Genomic DNA, 14,143 nt, shown 5'->3' with positions numbered 1-14,143 from the left:
CAGCACCCCACACCCCTTCAAAGAGCAATGTTTTATGGAAGGGAGGATAATCAGCTGCATTTTTGTTGTCACTTATAATTTTCCAATGACTTTTGAATGCCTCAATTAGTCTTTCTTATAGCGCTTTTACTCTTTTCAAAGCTACTCTTTTTAAAGCTTCTTTCTCTGCTTCTTCTTTTAACTTCATGTCATTGGCGCCTTCGTACCTTTTTATTGTTTTTTCAATCTGATCATCAGTCCCTGCTTTAAAGACAATCATTGTTTCAAACGGACGAAATAATGACGATTGCCAAATATGAAAAAAGATATTCGTGCGCAAATTGTTTGGATCAAACTCGCTATACCTTTTTATTTTTAAGTCATCGATAGATATCGCTTTTTTTGACATAGCAAGACCAATAACATCGCTATTTTTCTCACCAAAATTTTGTACTTTTAAAAGGTTATTTTTAGCGTCACAAACTGTCGATATATTCATGACTTCGTTAAGAACTTGATCATTTATGCCAAATTGAGCATCTATGCCAAAAATGAATACAAGATCACGCAAAGAACAAGCTTTTTGAAAATAACAAGCATTGTACAAACGTGAGGGAATCCCAAGACAGTTGACTGCTTGTCGAATGATTTTTATAGCGAGCTCATATGATTTTTCATCTAAACGAAGATCACGAATGTCTGGAATGTAGATTTCTTGTGTTTCTTGTAACGGTGCAACTTCACTGTTTAATGCACGATCAATAAGCTTTTCTAACCAATTGTAGCTCTCACTATTATCCTGCTCTCGGACAGACGATCTGATCTCTTCTAAAAGATTGTCCAGCCCACACTCTTCTCTAAAAGCATGCTCTCTTCGATCACACGTCATCGTAAATGGATAGCAATTTTCTCGTTTGTACGGTATAGATGATGCTTTAATTTCTGGATCATTCACTTCAAATTGATCAACGCTTTCTCCACTTTTAACAAATATCGAATGCTCACCTCTAATAGTATCAAAAACTCCCTCCCCTTGCTCCTCACTAAAAGAAAAGCCTTGTTCAAGAAACATCTTTAATGGATTGGAATCATCCGGTGTTAACGACACATCCCGTATTAAAAACTCCAAAATCTCCTGTTAAAGCTCAGCATCACTTATTAACGAATCTTTCCTATCCTCATAGAAATCCTTTAAGCCTTCTGGAATACGCCAATTGTAACTCTTAACGCCCTTTGCAAACCAGCTGTTAATTATTTCCTTGTTTGTGGCTAAGTTTGTGGCTAATTTCATGAGATTATACCCCCCATTTAAATTTCAAATGATCCTTTTGATCAATAAACTCCAATACAGTTTTTATTAAAACTCTTGAAAAAAGTTCATTATCTTTTTGTTTTACTTAGTATTTACCATATTATAGTTTATTGGTAAATAAGTAAAGTAAAGTAAAATCAATTAAGATATAGATGATATTTTTAATATACACCTTCACTTAAACTTGCTTTTATAACAACGAATAGCGGAAATTTTAACCAAAAACAGGTTAGGGGTCTTGTTTTTCAAGTCTTTATCTTGATTAAAAAAACTGCAAAGGAGCAAACTTGATTGTGCAGATAATCATGCTCCATCATCTATTAGCCACCAACATAGAGTTGTGATCAATCAAACAGTTTTAAAAAACTTTTAGCAAAATTTTAAAGCAGAAAAACGCACGTCACCGAAAAAATGAGAGAACCGTGCATTTTACGCATCCTCCACCTTTTGCTTAAACAGCAAAACTCCAATCCATCGTCAAAATATCTTCGTCTAAAATTCCCCATACCACAGATCAGCCCCCTCAAAGAGCAATGTTTTACGGCAGATAAACGGCATTTCTCTTTAACGCTTTTACGCACAAAGCAATAAAGCAATCCCGCTTGTGACTTCACTCATTACATTGCAAGAAAATAGTTTTCACTACAAACAGAAATAAAAGAATCCTACGATATTCGAGAACACTCATTTAATATGCAAAAACACCGACCACTCCCTTTGCTTTGCAATAAAACACCCGCTGTCTCATCGTGAATTTTTCTAAATCAGCACACCTCAAAGAGCGGTGTTTTATCACACAATAGGATTATCACCGCCCTTTATAGCGTGAATTTCTTCAAACTTAATCTTCAGGCAAAAATTCCAACCGATCACCTTGTTTTATAATTTTCACCGTTGTTTCATCGTGAATTTTTCCAAACAAGATATTTTCCGCCAGTGGGTCTTGAATTTCTTTTTGGATAATCCGTTTAAGCGGACGTGCACCATAGAGAGGATCATAGCCTTTATCGGCAAGAAATTTCCTCACCTCTGGCTCGATTTGCAAAGTTATTTTGCGTTCATTGAGCAAATTTTGCAAATGTTCTATCTGAATATCGACGATCGCTTCCATATCGTGGCGTTGCAATCTTTGAAAGAGAATAATCTCATCAATACGGTTTAAAAACTCCGGACGAAAAGCCGCTTTGACGACATTCATGACATCATTTTTTGCCTGATCAGTTGTTTGTCCTTCAGGCAAAGCGGTTAAAAATTCAGCGCCAAGATTAGAAGTCATAATCAGCAAGGTATTACGAAAATCAACGGTACGTCCTTGACTATCGGTCAAACGTCCCTCATCGAGCACTTGCAACAAGAGATTAAAAATATCAGGATGTGCTTTTTCAATTTCGTCGAACAGAATGACCTGATAAGGTCTTCTTCGTACGGCTTCGGTCAGCACGCCTCCCTCTTCATATCCAACATATCCAGGCGGCGCCCCAATAAGCCGCGCCCCAGCATGTTTTTCCATATATTCAGACATATCGATGCGCAACATGGCATTGGAGTCTTGGAAAAGAAAAGCGGCCAGAGCTTTGGTTAATTCGGTTTTCCCCACACCAGTAGGACCCAAAAACATGAAAGAGCCAAGCGGACGATTGGGATCTTGCAACCCTGCGCGCGCGCGGCGTACAGCGCGAGAAACAGCTTGAACAGCTTCGCCTTGACCAATCACACGTTTGCTAATTTCATCTTCCATCCGCAACAGCGCCTCCCGTTCTGCCTCCAGCATTCGATCAACAGGAATACCGGTCCAGCGTGAAACAATCCGTGCCACATGTTCAGCAGTAACCGTTTCTTCAACGAGATGATTTTGTTGGTCATCATTTTCAGCGATGCTCAATTGTTTTTCGAGTTCAGGGATAACGCTATAAGCGAGCTCTCCAGCTTTTTGGAATTGTCCATCACGCTGTGCAATAGCCAAAGCATTGCGTGCTTCTTCAAGTTGTTTTTTCAAATCAGCAGCATGCCCTAATTTTTGTTTCTCAGCCTGCCAAGCCGTTGTCATCTCAGCGGACTGTTGTTCCAATATTTTCAGTTCATCCTGCACGCTTTTCAAACGTTCTTTTGCTGTTGGCTCGACATCTGTTTTCAAAGCTTCACGTTCAATTTTCAACTGTAAAATACGCCGATCAAGTGCATCAAGTTCTTCCGGCTTTGAATCGACCTGCATCCGCAACCGTGCCGCCGCTTCATCGATAAGATCAATAGCTTTATCAGGCAAGAAACGATCCGTAATATAGCGGTTAGACAAACGCGCCGCCGCAATCAAAGCACTATCTGCCAAGCGCACTTTGTGATGTTGTTCATATTTTTCTTTAATACCGCGCAAAATAGAAATAGTATCCTCTAAAGAAGGTTCAGGCACAAAGACAGGCTGGAAGCGGCGTGCAAGAGCAGCATCTTTTTCAACATATTTTCGATATTCATCCAAAGTCGTAGCCCCCACACAATGGAGTTCTCCGCGTGCGAGAGCAGGTTTTAGCAGGTTGGAAGCATCCATAGGACCATCGGATTTTCCTGCCCCCACGAGATTATGCAATTCATCGATAAACAAAATGATCTGTCCATTTTCAGCTTGCACCTCTGCCAGCACCGCTTTGAGGCGCTCTTCGAATTCCCCACGAAACTTTGCACCAGCGATAAGCGCTCCCATATCGAGCGCATGAAGCTGTTTATCACGCAAAGTTTCAGGCACATCACCATTAACAATGCGCAATGCCAACCCTTCAACAATAGCTGTTTTCCCCACCCCTGGTTCACCGATCAGCACAGGATTATTTTTGGTACGCCGTGAAAGCACCTGAATAGTGCGGCGGATTTCCTCTTCCCGCCCAATAACAGGATCAAGTTTTCCTTCACGAGCATCTTTTGTCAAATCACGAGCATATTTTTGCAAAGCATCATATTGGCTTTCGGCATGGGGGCTTGTTGCTGTTTTTCCCTTCCGCAAATCATTAATAGCCTGATTAAGCGCTTGCGCTGTTAACCCTCCACTTGTGAGAACATCAGCGGTTTTTGCGGTCTTTTCCATGATCAGTGCTTGCAACACACGCTCCACAGTCACAAATTGATCACCGGCTTTTTTCGCCAGATCTTCAGCCATATTAAAGACTTTTGCCAATGGCTGAGACAAATAGAGCTGTCCATTCCCCCCTTGCACTTTTGGCAAAGCATCAAGTGCTTTGTTAAGCGCCTTTCGAATAAGAGTAAGATCACCACCCGCTTTTTGGATCAGTGATGCCGCCAACCCTTGAGAATCGTCTAACAGCACTTTCAACAGATGCTCCGGCATAAATTGCTGATGATCAGAAGAGAGGGCACTATTTTGTGCTGATTGTAAAAAACCTTGCAACCGTTCGCTATATTTTTCCAAGTTCATTTTTTTTCCTTAAATCTCAAGCCACCGCCGCACTTTAAACTCCCCCAACATTCCACAAAAGAGACATCTTCAAAGGACCGACCAATCCCCACCAAACACCGCAAATGATGCCGCATGAAGAAGAACCGTAGTGCTAAAAAGAATATGGGTCCTCACAAGCCCTATAGCAAGAGGGAGAGAAAGGCGCACTGTCATTATTTAAATAAAAACTGCAACTCCCCTATAACCCCACCATCACACCCCCCACCAGCACAGCCCCACCAGCACAACCCCACCACCACAACCTCACCAGCACAGCCTCACCATCACACCCCCCACCAGCACAGCCCCACCAGCACAGCCCCACCAGCACAGCCCCCACCAGCACAACCCCACCAGCACAACCCCACCAGCACAACCCCACCAGCACAGCCCCACCATCACAACCCCACCACCACAACCTCACCATCACAACCTCACCATCACAGCCCCACCATCACACCCCCCACCAGCACAACCCCACCAGCACAACCTCACCAGCACAGCCCCACCATCACAACCCCACCACCACAACCTCACCAGCACAGCCTCACCATCACAACCCCCACCATCACAACCCCCACCATCACAGCCCCCTCCAGCACAGCCTCACAAGTAAAACCACAACATCAGTACATCATTATTAATGAATTGAATTTAAATGAAAGCAAATACACCTTTTGATTTTTAAAAAGCGTATTTTACGACATGTAGTTAAGAGTGAAATAAAAAGTATTTATTATATTTTCTATTTAAAATACATTAAATATACTTCTATTTATGGAATCATTTCAAATTTATTAAATGAAATTAGGTTAATTTGTACAGTAAAGTAAAAAATATTCTTATAATTATTCTATTTTGTCTCATAAGCAAGCCAAGCTACGCTGTTTTTGCTGGTAAAGTTGTCACGATGCAACACACATGGTCTCAAAATAGGTCATTTGATACATTTTCTTTTTTTCAGCAAATAACTTATGATGGTGGACCTCATTCCATCTATTTCTGGGGAAACGAGTTTCAATTCAAAAATGGAAAAAGTGGCTATATTGGTTTATTCAACAGAGGCACCCGCACCATTCACTTTTCTATCCGGAATGCCACAGGATGGAAGAGTGAGAAATGTAAACATTTTACCCATGAGGGCTCAGGAGTACGCTGTGATATTGAATTTCCTTGGAAAATTGGACATCGATATAGATTGGATGTTTCCAAGAATGGAAATCTAGTTACAGGAACAATAATCGACCTTATAGCTGATAAAGCAACAATAGTCGGTGTTATCGAAGTTCCAAAAACTTTTGGCAAACTCTATAAATCTTCGAGTTTTGTTGAAGACCATTCTCGTTGGAAGAGGCATCTTTCCTCCTGTTATGTGTTAAGTCCACAAAGTTCCACCTTTTTCAGCCCTATAGCTGATTACAAATACCAAGCGTTCATAAATGCCTCTGCTGAAGGACACTGTAAAGATCCTCACGTCGTCCAAATATTATGTAAATTCAGTGCATGAATAGTATAAGCGACCTTGGAGGTTTAGCCTCCCCCACAGCTGAGCCGAAAGTCCCCATTTCCAATGGGAAAGACCTCTCTGCACAAACTATTTCGGATAAATTGAAAAAAGAAGAGCTTGTCGTCGTTCATTTACAAGATGGTGCTTGGGCACCCAATATCTTTTTCCCACTCCCCGGCCCATTTATGTGGAAATCAATCTTCGTAGACAACCGCGCAGCTTCAAGTTCCTCAATTCGTACCGATCATGAGATACGAAAAGTAACCACAGGCCAAAAAATCATGTATATGTCTGATGGAAAAACTTGGAAAATTATGAAAGCAAACTAAGCTTTTTCTTCTTGATAAAACATAAATTCCTCACGCCCCTTTGAAAACAAAGGGGAGGTGAGGTAGCTTTTTTCATTTCCCCACCACTGTTTTTCTCCATTTTCTAGTTCCTTTTTCCGCCCCTTCTCTCATCCCATACCCTTTAGCTTACCTCATCACCATGCTTTCCAGCACATTTTCTCCACTCTCACCCTCCTCTCAAAACCACAACACCCTTTTAATAGAATCCTCACCTCCCTCTCTATCATCCTTACACCATCCTTCACGCATCCCTTTGCACCACCCGCCTCTTATCCACCCCCTCTCTTTGTCCATACGCACTCTCTTCATCCTCCATTCCACACACCCCTTCCTCGCCGTCATATACTTACGACTTAACACCCCTCTTCATCTCAATTTTCCCCCCTCCATTCACAGTCTCTTCACCCCCCATTTATCTCACCACATTCCATGCCATGATAAAAGCATACACAAAGGACAAATCCTCCGCTTCACTTTTACAGATTCACATTTTTACGCTTTTACATCTTTACAGAACGAAGCCAACGAAACTCCCAAACCACCACCCCACGCCACTCTATAAACAATAGTCTGTAAATAATTCAAATGCTTGCATAGCAAGTTTCCACCACTGACCACCCATTCGTTTCAGATCATTCCCCCATTTCCCCCTACACACTCTTCTCCAACCAACGCCCCTAACAGCATTCTTTCATTTCCTTTCCAGTCTGCACACCCTCCAGCTCGCCAATCCTGTCAACACATTCCACGCCAGACAAAAGCCAAACATGACAAAAACACGCACAATGCATCAATCAAATCCATAAGTCCTTCGCTTCACTTTTACAGATATACATTTTTACGCTTTTACATCTTTACAGAACGAAGCCAACGAAACTTCCAAACCAGCACCCCACGCACCACTCTGTAAACAATCTGATTTCCCGTCTATCAGATTCCCCTGCTGATTATTTCATATGGCTATCCCACACCTCAAACGAGACTGTTTCATCAAACACGCCAGATAAGCCATGCCCTAAAATATTCCCCACACACTCTTCTCCAACCAACGCGCGTAACACCTCTCTTCCTCCCAACTTCTCCTCCATTCACAGACTCTTTCCCCATTTATCTCACCGCATTCCACGCCAGACAAAATCCCAACATGACCCGAAAACATGCACAATGCATAAATCCACAAATCCTCCGCATCATTGTACGGATATACGTTTTCACGCTTTTACACATTCACAGAATGCAACCAAATGAAAGGTTCACCACTCCGCAGTGCTCTATAAACAATACTCTACAATTTAACTTCTTACCCAACACCCCCTATAAACTTCAGATCACCCACTCCTCAAACGAAACTGTTTCATCAGACCAGACAAGGAAATCCAGCCTAAATATTCATCACACTCTAAAAAACACCTTGATAAATTGATATGCCTGATATCATCGCCTCTCCAAATAACGCCGTTTTATGACATATTGATTTTTCTTGCCAATTTTCTGAAATTACTTTATCACTTAAAAGATATTTTGATCGTCCACGCAGCGATCAACAGGGAAAACAAGCCCTAAGCTCTAGCGTAAAAACAAACCCACTTTGCGGATATCTTGAGATTCTGGGAGTTTTTGCTATGTCCAAGTGCTTACCAGCACTAAAAGCAAAAAAACTGACTAGAGCTCAGTATTTTGACTCCCAGAATACCAATGCGAGGGCGCTCGCCCCCAGCGGGGTGCTTGAAGTGCAAACCAAAAATCCACATTTTATCGACATTTCTGATTAAGCAAAAAACGCGATTTATAATCCATATTTCGCACTTTTTTAAAAAGTACCCAATCTTATAGTCTTTGATATTATTTTAATTTTTCTTGCCAATTTCCTGAAACTACTTTATGAATTGATCTGTGTTTTTGATCGTCCACGCAACGGTCAATAAGGAGTTGGATTCCTTAAAACTTAACACATAAACAATTATGGCTATCCCGGAAATTCCGGGGGCTTTTGTTATGTCCAAGTGCTATCAGCACTAAAAACAAGAGACTGTTTAAGTTCAGTGAATCCAACCTCCCGGAATACCAATGCGAGGGCGCTCGCAACCGGAGGGGGGCTTTAAGTGCCAACTAAAAATCCACATTTTATCGACATTTTGATAGGCAAAAGAATCCGTCACAGACGCATTTCAATAGGGCTTTCCCAAAAAGAATTAGGGAGCCATTTAGGCGTCAGTTTCCAACAAATCCAAAAGTATGAAAAAGGCTTTAATCGTGTAAGTGCCAAATGTTTACTGGAAATCGCCCAAAAACTAGATGTTCCCATGAGCTTTTTTTATGCAGACCTTGCTACAAAAGAAGATATCTCAATAAAAGACACTCTCTTACACCACGATCAAGAAACCTATAGCGAAAAAGAACACACCCTTTTGAAAAATTTTAGAGAGCTCAAAGCGAAAAAACAAAAAGCAATCTTGTGGTTGATTTCTGATTAAGCAAAAGCACAACAGTTAACATACCCCCTGCCTAAAATTTCCCATACTTGATATCACCACACCCCTCAAAGAGTGATATTTTACGGCATGTAGGATAATTTATACTATAGCTCATTTTCTGTTTCCGTTATTGCTTCAAGCCAAGCTGATTGAGGATCAGTGGCTGGGGTTGAAAGTTTAACTATTCGTAGCATAACAGGGTTCAATACAGTGCAATCGTTACTCAAAACCATGTCTCCGCTTGAGTTTATGAGACGGTAGAACAGTGTCAAGAAGGCAAAGCCCCGAAAAAAACATATGAGCGGTTAAGTAAAAATCAAAAGATTGAGCTTATAACGTTGAAAAAGCTGCTCTATGTTGGATTATCTCCACGTCCTCTAAATCTCAGAAAAATGATTTACAACACATGTTTCGTTGATGAGCCAATCATTCAGAATGAATAATGAACAAAGAACGGCTTACCAATATCCTGATACCCAATAAACAGAATAACCCACTCAATCCAGAAAAAAGGAACAACTGCCCAGCCGAAGTGTGACCTAAAACAAACGCTCCAACAAAGGGAGCCACCAACATAGCTAAATTTTGTATAGACTGCACCCATCCAGAAGCCAACCCAATCTGTTCATTGAAATTGGTTACCAGATAAACATTAGAAGATATGGAAAAGTAGGCACTAACCATTCCAACAAGAAAAGAACAGAAAAACAAAGTTTCAATACGGAGTAAATCCAAGTAAAAAAAGCACACTGAAATCATTACAAAACAAACCATTGTTGACATTGCAGGCATTAACAACTCTGATATTTTGCCTGTAAGGGGTTTATGCTTTGATTGTTTCACTCTCCAAAACCCATATAAAAAATTACCAATCCCTGAAGCAGATACCAACATCCCAAGAGCCTGTTTATTCATTTTCAGTGCATTAAGGATGACAGGCAACTGATTATTCACCATAAAGATCATGGCAAAATACACAAACATCACCGCCACATAGGCATACCAAGTTGTCCCATAAAGCCTATGCTGTGATTTCATGGTGTTCGCTGTTTTTACTATGAGCGACGAGACAGGTTGTGCACCAATACAACAAAACACTATAAAGCCTAGCAACGTCAGAAATCCAGAAAACAATAAAGTATATGTATCTGACAAAAACGCAGAGAGCGTACTCCCCAAAGCAGGTCCTATCATCTTCGCCATGCTATTGATCATGTTAAGCACAGAATAGTAACGAGTACGTTCGTGTTCAGGCACAGAATTTGCACTGAGAACGAAAATTGCTGGAATGGCTAGACTATTGAATGTCGCTCGAATAACTGCCAGTATAATAAATCCCTGCAGACTCGTCGCCATCAATAAAACGACAGTACATAACGCCCGTAACAACAACGATGCACGCAACCAATGTATCATATAACGATGACTTACCAACATTCCAATTGGCTTAGACAGAACGATACCCGGTAATAATGTTGCCGCTCCAATGAAAGCGACATCATATTGATCAGCTTTCCAGATGAACACAGATACGGTCAAAATCACGATATAATCAATCCAGCCCCCAAATGACACCATGCCATTACCCAGCAAAAGCACCAACAAGCGATTGTTTGTTGCCCCGTCTATTTGCACTAAAACACGCCCCCCTCTTTTTCCTTAGCAATACTGATTGGATTATCAATTCTTCCCTCACACCCTAAAGGCATCAACGACCTTCCGCAACAAAGCAATTTATAATTACAAAACCACTGGTGCTAAGTCTTAGATATGTATTAAAACTTTCATCATTGATTGAACTTAATCTGCGTCTTTGCGAATGACGACAATAACCAAGCCGTTAATCCAGCTCTTGAATCCATTTACGATAATCCCGCGCGCCCTCACCTTCAGCTCCAACACGAAAAACGCTCTGAGCATTCTCTCCTCAAGAGGACTCTTTATTCTTCTTCATCACTTTTCTGCGGCGGGGGCGGTAAAATATAAGCGCCTGAAAGCCAACGATTAAGATCAATGGCTCGGCACCGTGTGGAACAAAAAGGATAGGCGTTTTGTTGTGACATTTGACCACAAATAGGACAAGGATGCGGAGGACGAGTCTCTTTTTGCAAATTTAGCTCTTTTTTTTCTTGGCGCACCTTTGTCATCTGCTCCTTCATTAACTTTTCTTCTGTTCCTTTTTTTTCATTTTTGCTTTTTTCTTTTTGTTGCTTTTCACCTTGCATTGATCTTGCCTTAAAGTTTTTCTAATGCGTTTCTTCAACCCAATGAGTGAAAAGTGGATAGTGATAAGCGGTCAAGAGATCGACTGTTTCAGCCAAAGGCAATCCCACAACATTAGAATAAGAACCCGTGATATAGACAACAAAAGCACCGGCTTTTCCCTGAATAGCGTAGCCACCAGCTTTCCCTTGCCATTCACCAGAAGCAAGGTAAGCCTTCATCATGGAAGAAGTTAAGCGTCTAAAACGGACACGACTTTCAACCAATTTTACGGTTATTTTTCCACGTTCATTGAGCGCACAAACGGCGCCATAGACCTTGTGCGAACGCCCAGAAAGGTATCGCAAACATTCATAAGCCTCATCTTCACCCTCTGGTTTGGGGAGAATGGTGCGCCCCACAGCCACCACCGTATCAGCAGCCAAGATAATCATTTTCTGTTGAGGTAATTTTTCTTGACCATTCTGCAACTCTTCTTGACCATTCTGATCGTACCAGCGCAAAATTTCTTGGGCTTTCAGCGCTTTTTCTTTTGCCAAACGTTTGGCAAGATTTGCAGGATGTTCTTTTAATTTTGGCGTTTCATCAATATCGCTTGCACAAACCTGCTGAGGATCAATCCCTATTTGTGCTAAGAGCGCTAAACGTCTTGGCGAAGCAGAAGCAAGCACCAAATGAATTCCTTCTGTAAGAGCATCTGCCAAACGTTTTTTCCCCCACTCTCTTATATTTTTCATTTCCACCCCTTCACAATCGACTTCCCTCTCGCCCCTTTTACGCGCCCCCTTTTTAAGCGCCATTAATCTCCTTATCTTTTTTCCGCATTGATTTTACAGTTTTTCAATGCCATTCAAACACTCCCCTTTTTTCACTCATGAAAAGCAAGCTTTAAAACTGTTAAAAAATAATAGAAATAATATGATGGCTTTTACAAAAAAGCGCAAGCCACCCCTTAGGCTACTTATAGCGATATGTAATGCGCCCTTTTGTCAAATCATAAGGTGTCATTTCCACCATGATTTTATCACCTGCCAACACGCGAATACGATTTTTCCGCATTCTACCAGCAGTATGCGCAATAATTTCATGATCATTTTCCAGTTTCACACGAAACATTGCATTCGGTAAGAGTTCAGTAACGATACCAGAAAATTCTAAAACTTCTTCTTTTGACATAAACAAACATTTCCTTTACAGTGCACATATTTTGTTAAGCTGTGCGTTATTTCCAGCGTTCATATCCTATTTTCTTAAGTTTGTGAATAAAAATTCAACAAAAAGAGAAAGGTTTTTCAAGTTTACTCTCTCATGCGCTCAAAAAACATCACCACACATATCACCACACACATTGAGGCTCAAAACTTTCTCTCCACCAATTTTTCCCACCCATTTCCTCCAATTTTTAGGATGATCTTGATTTCAGAGTGACGAGAAATTGCGCTAAAATTTCTCCCCCTCAAGCGTTTTCCCAATGCCTCTGACTATCTCCACGACTTACAAACAATCCTCATCCCTCCAACTTTTCCTCACCTTCCGCCTTCCACACCCTAAACATGCGCCATTGGGATAAATGCAAACACCTCTCCCCATCCAGAAGCCCCCTCCTTTTTTCAAAAACATCCTTCACAAATCCATCCACGACATGCTCCACAGCCCTCTCCACTCTCTATGCATTTCCCCACACAGCCTGCCCCATTTTTCCTCTCTCCACACACTTCCTCTAAGCCACTCCTTCTATTTATGTTGCTCTCCCAGCTTGAAAACACGATCCCTATACATTCCGTCTCATTAACCACAACGCCCCCTAACGACATAAATCCTTTTCCTTTTTTGCACATTTCCGTTTTTACGCTTTTATACATTCACAGAAAGCAGCCAAATGAAACTTCCACACCACCACCCCCGCGCTGCTCTGAAAACAATGCTCTACAACCCAGCTTCTTACCCAACACCCCCACGCACTTCAAATCACCCCCCCTCAAACGAGACTGTTTCATCAGACCAGACAAAGAAATCCAGCCTAAAATATTCATCACATTCTAAAAAACACCTTGATAAATTGATATGCCTGATATCACCCCCCCAATAACGCCGTTTTATGACATATTGATTTCTCTTGCCAATCTCCTGAAATTGCCTTATGAATGAATACTGTAACTTTGGTCGTATACGCAACGATCAATAGGGGATCAAAAACCCGAAACCTAAACATAAATTTATCCCACTTTTGTGGGTTTCCCGGGTTTCCGGGAGTTTTTGCTATGTCCAGGTGCGATGAGTACTAAAAGCAAAAAGCTGATTTAGGTTCAGTATTTTTGACTCCCGGAATACCAATGCGAGGGCGCTCGCAACCGGAGGGGACTTGAAGTGCCAACTAAAAATCCAAATTTTATTGATATTTCTATAGGCAAAAGAATTCGTCAAAGAAGAATTGCCATGGGACTTTCCCAAAAAGAATTAGGAAGCTATTTAGGCGTCAGTTTCCAACAAATCCAAAAATACGAAAAAGGCTTAAATCGTGTAAGCGCAGGGTGTTTACTCGAAATCACCCAAAAACTGGATGTTCCCATAAGCTTTTTTTATGCAGATATTGCCACAAAAGAAAATCTTTCAACACATGCCGCACACTATGATCAAGAAACATACAGCGAAAAAGAACAGGCACTTTTAAAAAACTTTAGAGAGCTCAAAGCGAAAAAACAAAAAGCAATCTTGTGGCTGATTTCTGATTAAGCAAAAGAGTAACAATTGACATTATTTGCCAATATCCAACTCCCCCTATAAACTTCAGATCACCCACCCCTCAAAAGATGATGTTTCATCAAACGCGACAGATACGTCCTATTCTAAAATATT

At 41.2% G+C, this 14,143-nt stretch carries 16 protein-coding genes; 4 read left to right on the top strand and 12 right to left on the bottom strand.

What is annotated here, in order from left to right; translation table 11 throughout:
- Window positions 1-115: 115 nt before the first annotated feature.
- From ACFIKY_RS05110 to ACFIKY_RS05090, 5 genes are all read right to left on the bottom strand, one after another.
- Window positions 116-1,087 carry a hypothetical protein gene (locus ACFIKY_RS05110; RefSeq protein ID WP_375661500.1) on the bottom strand — a complete coding sequence of 324 codons (972 nt, stop codon included), beginning with the start codon at window positions 1,085-1,087 and terminating at the stop codon, window positions 116-118.
- A 30-nt stretch (window positions 1,088-1,117) separates the two neighbouring features.
- The gene (locus tag ACFIKY_RS05105; protein ID WP_375661499.1) at window positions 1,118-1,270 is read right to left on the bottom strand and encodes a hypothetical protein; all 153 of its coding nucleotides are present in this window, start codon (window positions 1,268-1,270) and stop codon (window positions 1,118-1,120) included.
- Between the two features lie 862 nt (window positions 1,271-2,132).
- Window positions 2,133-4,712, bottom strand: a complete 2,580-nt coding sequence (gene clpB / locus ACFIKY_RS05100) for an ATP-dependent chaperone ClpB (protein ID WP_375661498.1) — start codon at window positions 4,710-4,712, stop codon at window positions 2,133-2,135.
- Between the two features lie 69 nt (window positions 4,713-4,781).
- Window positions 4,782-4,907: a hypothetical protein gene (locus ACFIKY_RS05095; protein ID WP_375661497.1), complete on the bottom strand. Its 126-nt coding sequence runs from the start codon at window positions 4,905-4,907 to the stop codon at window positions 4,782-4,784.
- 25 nt (window positions 4,908-4,932) lie between these two features.
- Complete coding sequence (locus tag ACFIKY_RS05090) at window positions 4,933-5,163, bottom strand: hypothetical protein (protein ID WP_375661496.1); 231 nt, start codon at window positions 5,161-5,163, stop codon at window positions 4,933-4,935.
- 480 nt (window positions 5,164-5,643) lie between these two features.
- On the opposite strand from ACFIKY_RS05090, the gene ACFIKY_RS05085 reads away from it, so the two are divergent.
- Both ACFIKY_RS05085 and ACFIKY_RS05080 read left to right on the top strand, forming a co-directional pair.
- On the top strand, window positions 5,644-6,240 hold the full coding sequence (locus tag ACFIKY_RS05085; protein ID WP_375644527.1) for a DUF3472 domain-containing protein: 597 nt from the start codon (window positions 5,644-5,646) through the stop codon (window positions 6,238-6,240).
- The gene (locus ACFIKY_RS05080; RefSeq protein ID WP_375655678.1) at window positions 6,237-6,569 is read left to right on the top strand and encodes a hypothetical protein; all 333 of its coding nucleotides are present in this window, start codon (window positions 6,237-6,239) and stop codon (window positions 6,567-6,569) included. The genes ACFIKY_RS05085 and ACFIKY_RS05080 overlap by 4 nt, the downstream gene beginning before the upstream one ends.
- A 968-nt stretch (window positions 6,570-7,537) precedes the next feature.
- Here ACFIKY_RS05080 and ACFIKY_RS05075 read toward each other — a convergent pair.
- On the bottom strand, window positions 7,538-7,678 hold the full coding sequence (locus tag ACFIKY_RS05075) for a hypothetical protein (RefSeq protein WP_375661495.1): 141 nt from the start codon (window positions 7,676-7,678) through the stop codon (window positions 7,538-7,540).
- Between the two features lie 1,014 nt (window positions 7,679-8,692).
- On the opposite strand from ACFIKY_RS05075, the gene ACFIKY_RS05070 reads away from it, so the two are divergent.
- Window positions 8,693-9,064: a helix-turn-helix domain-containing protein gene (locus ACFIKY_RS05070; protein WP_375647308.1), complete on the top strand. Its 372-nt coding sequence runs from the start codon at window positions 8,693-8,695 to the stop codon at window positions 9,062-9,064.
- A 426-nt stretch (window positions 9,065-9,490) separates the two neighbouring features.
- Here the strand turns inward: ACFIKY_RS05070 and ACFIKY_RS05065 are convergent, their stop codons facing one another.
- From ACFIKY_RS05065 to ACFIKY_RS05040, 6 genes are all read right to left on the bottom strand, one after another.
- On the bottom strand, window positions 9,491-10,699 hold the full coding sequence (locus tag ACFIKY_RS05065) for an MFS transporter (RefSeq protein WP_375661494.1): 1,209 nt from the start codon (window positions 10,697-10,699) through the stop codon (window positions 9,491-9,493).
- Window positions 10,700-11,004: 305 nt separating this feature from the next.
- Entirely contained in the window at window positions 11,005-11,289 is a 285-nt protein-coding gene (yacG, locus tag ACFIKY_RS05060) for a DNA gyrase inhibitor YacG (RefSeq protein ID WP_015856851.1), read from the bottom strand.
- A gap of 21 nt (window positions 11,290-11,310) precedes the next feature.
- Window positions 11,311-12,024 carry a Maf family nucleotide pyrophosphatase gene (locus ACFIKY_RS05055; RefSeq protein ID WP_375635662.1) on the bottom strand — a complete coding sequence of 238 codons (714 nt, stop codon included), beginning with the start codon at window positions 12,022-12,024 and terminating at the stop codon, window positions 11,311-11,313.
- A gap of 220 nt (window positions 12,025-12,244) precedes the next feature.
- On the bottom strand, window positions 12,245-12,463 hold the full coding sequence (gene infA, locus ACFIKY_RS05050) for a translation initiation factor IF-1 (RefSeq protein WP_004857577.1): 219 nt from the start codon (window positions 12,461-12,463) through the stop codon (window positions 12,245-12,247).
- Window positions 12,464-12,794: 331 nt separating this feature from the next.
- Window positions 12,795-12,938, bottom strand: a complete 144-nt coding sequence (locus tag ACFIKY_RS05045; protein ID WP_375655682.1) for a hypothetical protein — start codon at window positions 12,936-12,938, stop codon at window positions 12,795-12,797.
- 423 nt (window positions 12,939-13,361) lie between these two features.
- Window positions 13,362-13,499 carry a hypothetical protein gene (locus tag ACFIKY_RS05040; RefSeq protein WP_375635625.1) on the bottom strand — a complete coding sequence of 46 codons (138 nt, stop codon included), beginning with the start codon at window positions 13,497-13,499 and terminating at the stop codon, window positions 13,362-13,364.
- Window positions 13,500-13,654: 155 nt separating this feature from the next.
- On the opposite strand from ACFIKY_RS05040, the gene ACFIKY_RS05035 reads away from it, so the two are divergent.
- A complete protein-coding gene (locus ACFIKY_RS05035) occupies window positions 13,655-14,020 on the top strand; it encodes a helix-turn-helix domain-containing protein (protein WP_375652783.1) in 366 nt (121 codons plus the stop codon).
- Window positions 14,021-14,143 lie beyond the last annotated feature (123 nt).

It is taken from the genome of Bartonella sp. CR127HXZ, assembly GCF_042194555.1.
Taxonomy (GTDB): domain Bacteria; phylum Pseudomonadota; class Alphaproteobacteria; order Rhizobiales; family Rhizobiaceae; genus Bartonella; species Bartonella grahamii.
Note: the sequence above shows the minus strand (reverse complement) of the source record. Positions and strands in the feature narration are given on the sequence as shown.